General features: G+C 63.4%; 10 protein-coding genes. 1 reads left to right on the top strand and 9 read right to left on the bottom strand.

What is annotated here, in order from left to right; genetic code table 11:
• Positions 1-8 precede the first annotated feature (8 nt).
• Entirely contained in the window at positions 9-866 is an 858-nt protein-coding gene (locus EEQ99_RS28075) for a C40 family peptidase (protein ID WP_127431396.1), read from the top strand.
• Here EEQ99_RS28075 and EEQ99_RS28080 read toward each other — a convergent pair whose 3' ends face one another.
• From EEQ99_RS28080 to EEQ99_RS28120, 9 genes are all read right to left on the bottom strand, one after another.
• On the bottom strand, positions 867-2,258 hold the full coding sequence (locus EEQ99_RS28080) for an amidase (protein ID WP_047617489.1): 1,392 nt from the start codon (positions 2,256-2,258) through the stop codon (positions 867-869).
• 36 nt (positions 2,259-2,294) lie between these two features.
• Positions 2,295-3,158, bottom strand: coding sequence for an ABC transporter permease (locus tag EEQ99_RS28085; RefSeq protein ID WP_097544455.1), 864 nt, complete (start codon positions 3,156-3,158; stop codon positions 2,295-2,297).
• Positions 3,159-3,160: 2 nt separating this feature from the next.
• Positions 3,161-4,108 (bottom strand): ABC transporter permease, encoded by a 948-nt coding sequence (locus EEQ99_RS28090; RefSeq protein ID WP_047617492.1) that lies wholly within the window; start codon positions 4,106-4,108, stop codon positions 3,161-3,163.
• 393 nt (positions 4,109-4,501) lie between these two features.
• Positions 4,502-6,028 (bottom strand): ABC transporter substrate-binding protein, encoded by a 1,527-nt coding sequence (locus tag EEQ99_RS28095; RefSeq protein WP_174824511.1) that lies wholly within the window; start codon positions 6,026-6,028, stop codon positions 4,502-4,504.
• A 147-nt stretch (positions 6,029-6,175) separates the two neighbouring features.
• Positions 6,176-7,096: a LysR substrate-binding domain-containing protein gene (locus EEQ99_RS28100; protein WP_047617496.1), complete on the bottom strand. Its 921-nt coding sequence runs from the start codon at positions 7,094-7,096 to the stop codon at positions 6,176-6,178.
• 54 nt (positions 7,097-7,150) lie between these two features.
• Positions 7,151-8,146: a P1 family peptidase gene (locus tag EEQ99_RS28105; RefSeq protein WP_127431397.1), complete on the bottom strand. Its 996-nt coding sequence runs from the start codon at positions 8,144-8,146 to the stop codon at positions 7,151-7,153.
• A gap of 129 nt (positions 8,147-8,275) precedes the next feature.
• Complete coding sequence (locus EEQ99_RS28110; RefSeq protein ID WP_003544544.1) at positions 8,276-8,470, bottom strand: hypothetical protein; 195 nt, start codon at positions 8,468-8,470, stop codon at positions 8,276-8,278.
• A gap of 522 nt (positions 8,471-8,992) precedes the next feature.
• The gene (locus tag EEQ99_RS28115) at positions 8,993-11,920 is read right to left on the bottom strand and encodes an aminotransferase (protein WP_127431398.1); all 2,928 of its coding nucleotides are present in this window, start codon (positions 11,918-11,920) and stop codon (positions 8,993-8,995) included.
• A 117-nt stretch (positions 11,921-12,037) separates the two neighbouring features.
• The coding region (locus EEQ99_RS28120) for a formyltransferase family protein (protein ID WP_280178055.1) at positions 12,038-12,282 on the bottom strand (245 nt) is incomplete at its 5' end.

A 12,282-nucleotide genomic window follows, 5' to 3' on the forward strand; every position in this document is an offset into this window, starting at 1 on the left:
GAATGCCAATGACGATGCTCGACCGCCGCCTGCATGCCTACCGGCCGGATCTCGCGGAAGCGGGGCTCGAAGGCAAGGTGGAGGCTTTGCGCTTCGTGGAAGGTGCGGCGGCGCGCGTCGCCATTCCGGTGGCGGCATTGCGGCCCGCACCGGATCTTGCGCGCGGCATCGATACCGAGCTGCTCCTCGGCGAAGAGGTGACGGTTTTCGATCGCGCCGACGGCTGGTGCTGGGTGAAAGCCGCCTCGGACGGCTATGTCGGTTATATCGAGGCAGACGCGCTCGTGGAAGGCAGGCCGGCGCCGACCCATATCGTCACCGTGCAGCGCAGCTTCCTCTATCCGGAACCGGAACTGCGCAAGCCCCACCAGGCCATCCTGTCGATGGGAAGCCGCGTTCACGTCGCCGGCGAGGCGGAAGCGCGCGGCAATCGCTATGTCGTGCTCGAGGACGGGACGGCGATCTTCGCCAAGCATGTCCAGCCGATCGGCGCGCTCGACGGCGCCGATTATGTCGGCATCGCAGCCCGTTTCCTGGAAACGCCCTATCTCTGGGGCGGACGGTCCGGCCTCGGCATCGATTGCTCCGGTCTCGTCCAGCTGGCGATGCTGATGACAGGCAGAGCCGCACCGCGCGATACCGACATGCAGGCGGCGGGCCTCGGCGAGCCGATCGACCGCTCCGACATCCGCCGCGGCGACCTGGTATTCTGGAAGGGCCATGTCGCCCTCTTCGAGGATCCGGAAACCATCCTCCACGCCAACGGCCATAGCATGACGGTGGCGCGCGAGAATTTCGAGGCTGCCGTCGAACGCATCGGCTGGCTCTACGAACAGCCGAGCGGTTATCGCCGGCCGATCAGCTGATCAGATATCCGGCGGCTGCGGCCAGGATCTCACGCCGCCCGTCCAGTCCTCGAAGGCTTTCGATAGTCTCAGCACCAGCATGTCGTCGAAGCGCGGCCCGACGATCTGCAGGCCGATCGGCATGCCCGAGCGAGAGAAACCGCAATTGATCGAGGCGGCCGGCTGCTCCGACATGTTCCACGGCACCGTGAAAGCGATATGCTCGAAGGGCAGGGCCGGATCATTGGTCGGCGATGCCCATTCGGCCGGATAGGAGATGATCGGATTGGTCGGCGAAAGCAGGGCGTCAATCTCGGTGAACAGCCGTCCGCAGCTCTTGCGCATTTCGATCGTCTGGTTGAAACCCTTGACCGCATCGACGCCGCGGATGTCGGCGCCGCCCTTCGCCCAATCCCTGATATAGGGCAGGATGCTGTCGCGGCGTTCTTCGTCGAGATCGGCGATATCGCCCCAAAGCCGGGACCGCCAGAAATTGTCGAGCCCATCCAGCATCGTGCGTGTCAGCACCGGCTGGACTGATACAATGGTCGCGCCGGCCTTCTCGAAGCATCTCGCCGCCGCTTCGACCGAGACCCTGATCTCGTCCTCCACCGCAAGCCCGCAGCCGGCATCGAGCATCAACCCGATCGTCATGCCCGACATGTCGATGTCGAGATCCATCCAGTTGAAATCGTTCGGCGGCAGGCTGGTGCCGTCGCGCCAGTCCGGCCGCGACAGCGTTGCCATCGAAAAGGCCGCATCCTCGACCGTGCGCGCCATCGGCCCGACGCAGCGCCCGACATAATAGGGATCGGCCGGAATGCGCCCATGGCTCGGCTTGAAGCCGAAGATGCCGGTCCAGCCGGCGGGAAGGCGCACTGAGCCGCCGATATCGGTGCCGATATGCAGCGGCCCGTAGCCGGCCGCTGCGGCCGCTGCGGCCCCGGCGCTCGATCCGCCGGGATTCTGTGTAGTGTCCCAGGGATTGCGGCTGAGAGGATGAAAGCTCGAAAGCCCGGAGGACAGCATGCCGTAATCCGGGCAGGTGGTCTTGGCGAAGATCACTGCGCCATCTTCCCGCAGCCGGGCGGCGGCCGGCGCATCGGCGTCAGCCGGTATCAGTTCCATCGCCTTCGTGCCGAGCGGCACCGGTTGGCCCTTGGTGGCGATCAACTCTTTCAGCGTCACCGGGATGCCGTCGAGGGCGCCAAGCATTTCGCCCTTCGACCAGCGCTCGGTCGAAGCTTTCGCCTGCGCGCGCGCCGATTCCGGATCGTAGAGGTAGAGTGCCGAAATCGAAGGCTCCCAAGCGGCGATATGGTCTTCCAGGGCGAGCCAATAATCGAGGGGAGAGAGGCTCTTATCGGCGAAGCGCTGCCTGAGTTCGCGGATGGTAAGGTCGGTTTCGGTCATGGCATGGTCTTTCGGGCTTTTCGTCTTGGGAGGACATCAGCGGCTCGCCTCGCGCGGGTCGAGCAAATCACGCAAACCGTCGCCGAGCATGTTGAAGCCGAAGACGGTGAGCGCGATGGCAAGACCGGGCAGGATCGCCAGCCAGGGGGCGAGCGCCAGATAGGTTTGTGCATCGGCAAGCATACGGCCCCAGGTCGGCGCCGGCGGCGCCATGCCGAGACCGAGGAAGCTGAGACCCGCTTCGGTCAGGATCGCCAGCCCCAGCTGGATGGCGCCATGGACGATGATCTGGCTCATGATATTCGGCAGCACATGGCGCAGCGAAATGGTCAGGCGCGTATTGCCGATCGCGCGCGCCGCCGTCACATAGTCGCGGCTCCAGGCCTGTAGCGAGGTCGCAAGCGTCACCCGGGCAAAGACCGGGATCATGAAGACGGCGATCGCGGTGATTGCGGTGAACCGTCCCGGCCCGAGAAAGGCGCCGAGCACCATGGCCGACAGGATCGGCGGCAGGGCAAAGATGACGTCGCAGATCCGCATCAGCAGCGCTTCGAACGGACCGCGGATCGCCGCCGCCGAAACGCCGGCGATCGAACCCAGCGTCCCGCCGATCATAACCGCGGTAATGGCGATCGACAGTGAATTCCAGCAGCCTGCCATCAGCATCGACAGCACGTCGCGGCCGAACTGGTCGGTGCCGAGCAGGCCGAAGGCAAGCGGCGGCTGCAGTTTGTGGATGATCTGCATTTTCGCCGGCGGCAGCGGCGTCCACACAAGCGACAACAGCGCCACGGCAACCAGCAGGCCGATGATGACAGCCCCTGAAATCAGGTTCATTCGCCGGCTAAGTCTAAAGGTCCGGCCGCGGCTGGTGATGGCGGTGGATACGATCGGTGCCATCGTCAGGCCGCCTTTCTCATCCTGGGATCAATCGCCAGATAGGAGAGATCGACGACGAAGTTCATCACGATGACGAGGCCTGCGAAGAACAGCACGACATCCTGCATGACGATGATGTCGCGCTGGGAAAGCGCCTGCAGGGCGAGCCGACCGAGGCCGGGCAGGTTGAAGACGTTTTCCACCAGCACCGCGCCGGCAACGAGAAAGGTGAATTGCAGCCCGATCATGGTGAGGATCGGGATCAGCGCGTTCGGCACGATATGACGCCACAGCACCGCACGACGAGAGAGCCCTTTCGCCACGGCGGTGCGGGCAAAATCCTCATGCATGGTGTCGAGCACAGCTGAGCGCGCCACCCGCGTCAGCACGCCCGCCTGTGGCATCGCCAGCGCGACGGCGGGCATAACGAGCGCCTGCAATGCCTGTAGGATACCGGCGCTCCAGCCGGGGAAGCCGCCGGCCGGCATCAGCCCGAGCATCGTCGAAAACAGGATGATCAGGAGCAGCGCCACCCAGAAGGCGGGCACGGCGATGCTGATCTGCGAAAACAATGTTGCGATGATATCGAAGAGACCGCCGCGGCGCGAAGCGGCCAGCACGCCGAGCGGCAAGGCAATCGCCACCGAAAGCGCGATCGCCATCAGCGCCAGCGGCAGCGTGACCGTTAGCCGCTCGAGAATCAAACCCGCGACCGGCACGCCATAGGTTAGGGAATTGCCGAGATTGCCGGAGATCACGCCGGTCAGCCACTGCCCGTAACGCAGCAGCAGCGGTTGGTCGAGCCCGAGATCGTGGCGCAGTGCCGCAAGCGTTTCAGGCGTTGCCGAGGTGCCAAGCATAATCGAGGCGGGATCGCCGGGCAGAAGGTCCATGACGGCGAAGATCAGCAGCGAGACGACGACGAGCGTGACGAGGAGACCGGCGAAGCGGCGGGCGAGGAGGGTGATCATATCGGATCGAGCACCGCGGCAATCGAACGCGGCACGCCCCCTCCGCCCTCACGCGGAGCCCCCGACGCGCCGGCGGCGAGTTTGGCGAGAACGCCAACTCCACTCGTCATCCCAGGCCTTGAGCCTGGGATCCATGCCACTGCTGTTGATGGATGTGGTGTGGATGCTCGGGTCAAGCCCGAGCAAGACGGAGTTTGGAGTTGGCGGGAGGAGCCAATCAGGGCGCAGATCCCCGTGTCAGAAATGCCATCCACCAGCGAAACCAGACAATCCCGGCCCAGATTGACCTCACTTGGCGAGGGAGGGAGAGAGCTGCGCGCCATATCGACCAAATGTATGTCGGATCTCTCCAAGGCCTTCACCTCATCACATCCCGCCCCTAACCTACCGCTCTCACTCGTCCCAGGACACGCCCGAGAGTACGTTGGAGGGGATCGGCTCGTTCTCCCACAGCCCTTTCAGCTTTTTGTCCCAGACGCCGAGTTTCGGCATGACGAAGAGATAGAGCGCCGGCACGTCCTCGGCGAGGATCTTCTGCGCCTCGCCGTAGATCGCATTCTGCGCGGCGGGATCGGTCGTCTCCTGCACCTTCTTCATCAGCGCGTTGAAGGCAGGGTTCTTATAATTGAAATAATAGGGATCGCGGGCATAGATGTCGATGTCGAGCGGTTCGGCATGGGCGACGATCGTCATGTCGAAGTTGCGGTCCTTCATGATGTCCTGGACCCATTTCGCCGGAAATTCCGTCGGTTCGATATTCATCGTCACTCCGATCTCGGCAAACATCGCCTGCATCACCTGGGCGCTGCGCGGCGCATAGGCCATCTGCGGCGATTTGATCGTGAAGGTGAAACCGTTGGGATAGCCGGCTTCGGCGAGCAGCGCCTTCGCTTTCTCGACGTCATAGGGCAGCACATTGGTCATGTCCTGATAGCCCGGATCGTTCGGCGTGTAGTGGCTGCCGATCGGCGTGCCGAGGCCGGACCATGCGCCGTCGATCACCGTCTTGCGGTCGATCGCCATCATCAGCGCCTGGCGCACGCGTTTGTCGTCGAACGGCTTCTTGGCATTGTTCATGCCGGCAACGACCTTGAGTTCCGTGTTGCCGATCCTGGTAACGAGCCTCGCATCGCCGTCGAAGGAGCTCATCAGCTCGGGCGCGGCAAATTCCGGAAAGGCGTCGAGATCGCCGGATTTCAGCGCAGCCGCCTGCGCCTGCGGATCGGCGATGAAGCGGAAGGTCACCTTGTCGAGCTTGGCGGCCGCATCCTTGTTCCAGTAATCGGTATTCCTGGCGAGTTCGACCTTGTCGCCCTTCGCCCAGCTTGCGAATTTGAAGGGACCGGTGCCGATCGGCGTCGTCTTGTCGTCGGCCGCCGTCTTCGGGGCGACCATTACCGAGGCCGGCCAGCCGAGCCAGTAGATCAGGCTGCCGGTCGGCGCCGAGAGATGCAGCACCAGCGTTTCGGCATCGGGCGTATCGATCGAGGCGATCGAAGCGAAGAAGCGCTTTTGCGGATTGACCGAATCCGCGCCGCGGGCGCGGTCGAGCGAAAACTTGGCGCTCGCGGCATCGAAGGCCTCGCCGTCATGGAATTTGACGCCGGTCTGCAGCTTGAACGTATAGGTCAGGCCATCGGCAGAAATATCCCAGCTTTTCGCCAGCTGCGGCTGGACCTTGCCGGCTTGGTCGATCGTCACCAGCCCCTCGAATACGTTCTGCCAGGTTACCTGACCGATTGCGACGGGTGCCGCGATCGTCGGATCGAGGCCGGTCGGCTCGACGCTCATGCCGAGATTGAGGGTGGTCTTCGCCGCTTCCGCCGGCGTCATCGCCGTCATCACGAGGCCGGCCGAAAGCGCAGCACCGAGGGAAAGCCGCCTGATGAAACGCGAAGGCGCAAACGAAAGCTTGATCATCATGTCCCCTGTCTGGCCATGCTCGGTGGCGAAGGCCTTTTGCGATAAAGTGGCACTATGCCAGTGCACACACAATGACGATTTTGTGTGCTCAGTGTAGCCGAAAAAGCTACACCTGAAATTCGCGGGCAATGCAAGCTTGGAGCGTCAGTCTTTCGTCTCGCCTCGGCGGTTCGTGCGCTCCCGCATGAACCTTTCGATGAAGTCGAGCAGTTTCGTCGCGGCAAAGGACAGCTGCCGGTCCGGCGCGACACAGAGATCGACATGGGTGCGGATGCCGGTTTTGCCGGCAAGCGGAATGGCGAGAAGCTGACCCGCTTCGATCTCGCGACGGACGGTGAGCGCCGGCAGCAGCGTCGCCGCAGCCCCGCTGAGCACGAGTTCCTTCAGCATTTCGAGCGAGCTGGTGACGAAGACGGGATCGAGGCTCAACCCCTCCTTCTCGAACAAAGTATCGAATGCCTGGCGGAAACCGAAGGATTGGTCGGGCAGCGCCAGCGCATGATCGGCGAGCTCCCGCACCGCGATCTCGGTATGCGCGGCGGCCGGATGCTGCGGCGTGACGATGAGATCATAGGCGATCTCGGAGCGCAGCCGCACCTTGGTGCCGGACATGGGAGGTGCAAACAACGTCACCGCAATATCCGCCTCGGCGCTGTTGACGGCATCGACGGCCTGCCGCGCACTGGTGATCGTCACGGTAAAACGCAGCTTCGGATATTTCAGGCTGAATTCGGCAAGCGCCGGCGCCAGCAGATTGGCGACGGTGGCGCCATTGGCATAGATGCTGACACGGCCGCGCTGCAGGCCCTTCAGGTCTTCGATCAGCTGCTGCACGTGATCGAGTTCGCGCAGCGTCCGGCCGGCGCGGGCGGCAAGCAGCTCGCCGGCTGCCGTCAGCTTGACGCCGCGGGCGCTGCGCTCGACGAGCGGCGCGCCGAAGTGGTATTCGAGGTTCTCGATCTGCCGGCTGATCGCCGTCGGCGCGACATTGAGGTTCTCGGCCGCCTGGCGCATGGAATTGGTCCTGACCAGCTCGTCGAAATACATCAGCGCCCGGATCTGCATTCACGTCTCTCCGCCATTCGGCATATTCGGTCTGCCGGTTCGGACCCTATTCAATCAATGACCATTCGGATAGCGGTCACACCAAGCCTTTTGCGCGCCTTCGACCGGCAGTGCGGTCGCCGCGTAGACGCCACGGGCGATCGCCCGCGCCATGACGATAGTGGCGAGATGGCAAAGCTCCATCAGGCTCGCCATGTCGTCTCTTCGATGCCTGGCCGTCGATGCGGCAAAGACGGTGTCGCCGTCGAGCGGCAGGTGCGCAGGCAGCAGTGCCCGGGCAAACCCGTCATGGCCGGCAAGCGAAAGCCGGTGCGCCTCGGCCTTGGTCAGCTGCGCGTCGGTCACGACAGCGCCGATCGTCGTCGCGGTCGTGTTCATGCCCTTGAGCCGCATCCGGTGGTCGGCCACCGCAGGCATGCCGAGCCCGCCGAATTCGCCGTCCTTTTCGAAAGGTGCGGCCCAGAAATGTGGACCGTCGCCGATCGTTGCCGAGCCGAGCGCGTTGACCGCGACAACAGCTGCAACGCGGTGTCCGGCGCTGCTGACGGCGCTGGCCGAGCCGAGCCCACCTTTGAAGGTGGCGGTCGTCGCCCCTGTGCCGGCCCCTGTCGTGCCGAGCGCGAAGGCGCCTTTGGCCGCTGCCTTCAATGCCGCATAGCCCATGTCGCGATAGGGCGAGTGGAGCCCCCAATCCTTGTCGCCGCCGTTCAGCAGATCCATCAGGATTGCCTGCGGCACGATCGGTATGCGCACCGACCCGACGGCAAATCCGCGGCCGAGTTCGCGCAGGCCCGCCTGCACGCCGCCGGCCGCATCCAGCCCGAAGGCGGAACCGCCGGAGAGCACGAAGGCATCCACGGCATTGACGGTCATCGACGGATCGAGCAGGCCGGTGTCGCGCCCGCCAGGCGCCCCGCCGAGCACGGTACCGGAGGCGACGGCCGGTTCGTCGAAGACGATGACGGTGACGCCGGAACCGAGCGCAAGGTCGGTCGCGTGGCCGACGGAAACGCCTTCGATGTCGGTGATGAGGTTGAGAAGATCGGGCAAGGGCGGATCCTTATGCAGAAAGGCCGCCGATAGGACTGCAATTGCCCTCAAAAAACAAGACCGGCCCCATTTGGCGGGACCGGTCGGACATCGGGAAAAGCCGTGAATGTCAATCGTGGCCTCATGCCCTCAGGCATGAAGCGGCTTCGGATGACGGCGGGTCATCAGGTCATGAATGGCCAGCCGCACCTCGTCGGGCGAGCCGAAACGCTGCTCGTCGAGGTCGTGGACATGAAATTTCACGGCGATGAACTTCAGCCGGTCTTCATCGGGAATGACGATCCCGACGGGAACGCCTGCATATTCGATAACTTGCTTCTTCATAGATAGAACTCCTGCCGCGCGACATGCGCAGCCATGGCGAATTGACTTGTCTGGTACCGTTGAAAGGAGGACGAACGTCACATTCGACAGCTCGGGCGGGAGAGGGCGCCCGGACGGTCATTGCCAAGCACAAATCGCCCAGGCAGATCGGCGAGAATATCGATGTTTATCATGTCTCGTTCCTTGCGTTGGCGTTGCACTTGAGTGGTCCCGGAAGAGCCCGGGGCCGGTGATGGCTGTCTTCAATAATCCACTAACTTGGTAGAGATTACCCGATGGCCTGTCAGAAACATATTCCGAAACGTGTCAAAATGTCGACGATCCGAAAAAATTCATTCCGTCGTAACCCGAACTTACAGAAAGAAACATATCAGCTCTTCGTAAAATTCGCATGACAGAATCAGAGTTTGATCGATCACCGCGGCAGACATAGGAAGCCTTGCCGTATCAGGCAATGGCCCATTTCATTAAAAATCGAAACGCCTCGAAATGAGCGATTTGGTTAACGCCGGAAGCGCTGTGTCACCAGCCTTCAGAGAGCACCTTCTCCAGCATGTCGACGAAGAAATCCGCGCTTTCGATGCTGAGGCAGAGCGGCGGTTTGATCTTCAGCACATTCTGGTGATCGCCGGTCGGCTGCATGATGACGCCGAGTTCGAGAAGCCGGTCGCAGATGGCAGCGGTCTCTTCCATCGCCGGCTCCAGCGTCGTTCTGTCGCGGACGAATTCGAGGCCGAGATAGAGCCCCATGCCGTGCACGGCGCCCGCGATCGGATGGCGGTCGATCAGCGCGGCGAGCCGCGCCTTCAGATGATCGCCGACCGTCCTGGCGTTTTCCTGGAGCTCTTCCTCAGCCATGATGTCGAGCACCGTCATGCCGGCGACGCAGCTGACCGGGCTGCCGCCGGTGGAGGAAAAGAACGCGCCTTCTTTCTCCAGAGATTGGGCGATCTCCCGCGTGGTGATGACGGCGCCGAGCGGATGGCCGTTGCCCATGCCCTTGGCGATGGTGATGATATCGGGCACGACCCCTTGCTGCTCGAAGCCCCAGAAATAATGCCCCAGCCTGGAATAACCGACCTGCACCTCGTCGGCGATGCAGACGCCGCCGCGGGCGCGTACCTGCGCATAGATGTCCCTGAGATAACCGTCCGGCAGCGGAATGCCGCCGGCATTGCCGTAGACCGATTCGCAGATGAAGCCCGCAAGCCCGTCGCCGCTGGCGTCGATCGCCTCCAGCACCGGGGTTACGGCGCTGAGATAGTGCGCTGCCGTATCGGGACCGCGGAATGCGCCGCGATAGATATTCGGCGACACCACGGCATGCACCCAGTCCGGCCGAGTGGTGAGAGCCTGCGGGTTGTCGGCGATCGAGGTGGAGACGGCATCGCTCGCCGCCGACCAGCCATGATAGGCTTCGAGCAGGCACAGCATGTTGCGCGCGCCGCTATGGGCTTGCGCCAGCCGAAGCGCCAGATCGTTCGCCTCAGAACCGCTGTTGACCAGGAAGACCGCGTCGAGTCCATCCGGCGAAAGGGCAGCGAGGCGCTCGGAAAATTCCGTGATCGCGGCATAGTGAAAGCGTGAGTTGGTGTTGAGCCGCAGCCATTGCGCGCTGATCGCCGCCGCGAACTTGGGATGGCCATGGCCGAGAATGGTGACGTTGTTGACCATGTCGAGATAGGCGCGGCCCTCGACATCGAACAGGTGTTCCCGCCAGCCGCGCTCGATCTGCGGCGGTGCCGCGTAATAATTCTTCTGCGGCCTTGCGAGATGCGCCTGCCGCCTGGCACGCAGTCCTGCAGTATCAGGTTTCGGCGCATCCGCTCCGGGGCTGAGAAGGAGTGACGGCGAAGGGCAGAGGACCGACCAGGCCGCCGCCTCGCGCGGTGTGGCAAAGAGCGGCGGTTCGAGACCGGCGACACTGCAAAACTGGACACGCAGCCCGCCGAGCGACGAAGCCTCTCCGAAAACCGTGCCGAGCGGATCACCGCCGGCAACCTCGGCGCCATCCTCGACCGAGAGGTCAAGCCCATCGAGATGCAAGGTGATGCTGTCGCCGGCGAGCGTCAGATGCTGGTCCTTCCAGCCGATCCGGCCGGCAAAGGGGGCCGCAACCGCGCTGCCTGCAGCAAGGCAGATATCGATATGCAGCGCGCAGGTCGCTTGTTCCTTCGCATTTCCCAGACTCGCGCGGGAAAGCCGATATTCGCCGTAGCGCGTTGCCGCCGTGCCGTTTTCGGTCGCGGCGCGGGCAAGCAACCGCCAGTCCATGTCGGCATTCAACCAGTTGCCGGCGGAAAAATGCGGGCTGCGCACCCCAAGATCGACATAGGCGATCTCGGCGGGATCGATGTCGGGCAGCAACGGCAGCCATCCCGATGCTTCCGGGGCGGCGACGTCGACGCCGGCCGCTTTGAGGATCGCCGCTTCCATGAGTTCGAAGGGAACGGACATCGCCGCATCGAAGATCGCCCACTCGTGCGCGAGATTGCCGCGGACATAGTCATTATCGGGATCGACCGAAATCTGCTGCTCGCCGCTGGCGACGAGAATGACGGCGCGTGCGACGACTAATGGCCAGAGCGCCTTCAGCTCCTCCTCGGTCAGCGGATAGATCGCCTGATAGGCGGTGACGGCGGGCAGGACATGAAAAGGGTCGCCATCCGTCTGATGCAGCAGCGAAGCGCAGGTGACGGCGAGGTCGCCGACCAGCCAGCCGCGGATGATGTCGCCGAAATCGATCACCCCGTCAGGGACTATGTGACCACGGGTATTGCGGTGACCGACGACATTGTCGCCGGTGACGTCGTGATGCACGGCCTGCAGCCGGAGCGATGGCGCCAACGGCTGGATGCGACGAATGGCCATCACCATGGTCTTGGCGATCCGGTCGCGCGCCGCACTGTCGGTGATCGCAGACAGCAGCTGCACCGCGACCGGTCCGGCGCGCCGGAGATCCCATTGCAGGCTGCGGTCGAGACCGGGATGGTTGAAATCGGCAAGCGCCTGGGCCAGCCTCGCGCAGAGCGCACCAAGTGCTGCGACCGAAGCCGGCGCCAGATAGGTCAGCTCCGTCAGCCCCTGGCCTTCCAGATATTCGAGCAGCCGCACCTGGTAGCCCTGCCCGCGCACGGTCAGGACGACGATCTCCCGCCCGTCATTCGCGGAGATCACGTTCGGAACGCGCGGCGCATCTTGCCTGCTTTTGAGATGATGGATCGCCGCGTTCTGCGCTTCGAGCTCGCGGGTCTCGTAGGCAGCATGGCAGATCTTCAGGACGTAGCGACCGCGATCGCTATCGACGCGGTAATTCCGATCCTGCTGGCTGCCGAGTTCGGTCAGCGTGCCGGACAGGCTGTAATGGGCAAGAAGGATCTCTTCCGCATCCGCAACGGTAACGTCGGGACGCGGCAGCGCCATGCGGTCAACCAGCACCTCGTCGGTCATGACACCCCCTCCCGCAGCATGATTCGATTACCTCACGCGATAATCAAATACTTGCTGCTGGCAGGCAACGGGAGATTGTCGTTTGCCAGCAGAAGAGATGTAGCTCTTTGCCCGCGCTCAACCCATGCGTTCGGAGGCGTAGCTTCCGGGGCTTGCCGGGAAGACCACGGTGCGGTTGCCGTTGATGAAGGTGCGGTGATGGATATGGGCGTGGATGGCGCGCGCCAGCACCTGACTTTCGACGTCGCGGCCGATCGAGACATAGTCGTCGGGCGACTGCGCATGGGTGATGCGCGCCGTGTCCTGCTCGATGATCGGGCCTTCGTCGAGATCGGCGGTGACGTAATGCGCCGTCGCCCCGA

The organism is Rhizobium anhuiense (assembly GCF_003985145.1).
In the GTDB taxonomy this organism is placed as follows: Bacteria; Pseudomonadota; Alphaproteobacteria; order Rhizobiales; family Rhizobiaceae; genus Rhizobium; species Rhizobium anhuiense.

What these genes read in the sequence shown, in the direction of transcription:
- EEQ99_RS28075 (WP_127431396.1), top strand. Translation starts at nt 9, where the DNA reads ATGACGATGCTCGACCGCCGCCTGCATGCCTACCGGCCGGATCTCGCG.
- EEQ99_RS28085 (WP_097544455.1), bottom strand. Translation starts at nt 3,158, where the DNA reads ATGGCACCGATCGTATCCACCGCCATCACCAGCCGCGGCCGGACCTTT.
- EEQ99_RS28080 (WP_047617489.1), bottom strand. Translation starts at nt 2,258, where the DNA reads ATGACCGAAACCGACCTTACCATCCGCGAACTCAGGCAGCGCTTCGCC.
- EEQ99_RS28095 (WP_174824511.1), bottom strand. Translation starts at nt 6,028, where the DNA reads ATGATCAAGCTTTCGTTTGCGCCTTCGCGTTTCATCAGGCGGCTTTCC.
- EEQ99_RS28110 (WP_003544544.1), bottom strand. Translation starts at nt 8,470, where the DNA reads ATGAAGAAGCAAGTTATCGAATATGCAGGCGTTCCCGTCGGGATCGTC.
- EEQ99_RS28100 (WP_047617496.1), bottom strand. Translation starts at nt 7,096, where the DNA reads ATGCAGATCCGGGCGCTGATGTATTTCGACGAGCTGGTCAGGACCAAT.
- EEQ99_RS28090 (WP_047617492.1), bottom strand. Translation starts at nt 4,108, where the DNA reads ATGATCACCCTCCTCGCCCGCCGCTTCGCCGGTCTCCTCGTCACGCTC.
- EEQ99_RS28115 (WP_127431398.1), bottom strand. Translation starts at nt 11,920, where the DNA reads ATGACCGACGAGGTGCTGGTTGACCGCATGGCGCTGCCGCGTCCCGAC.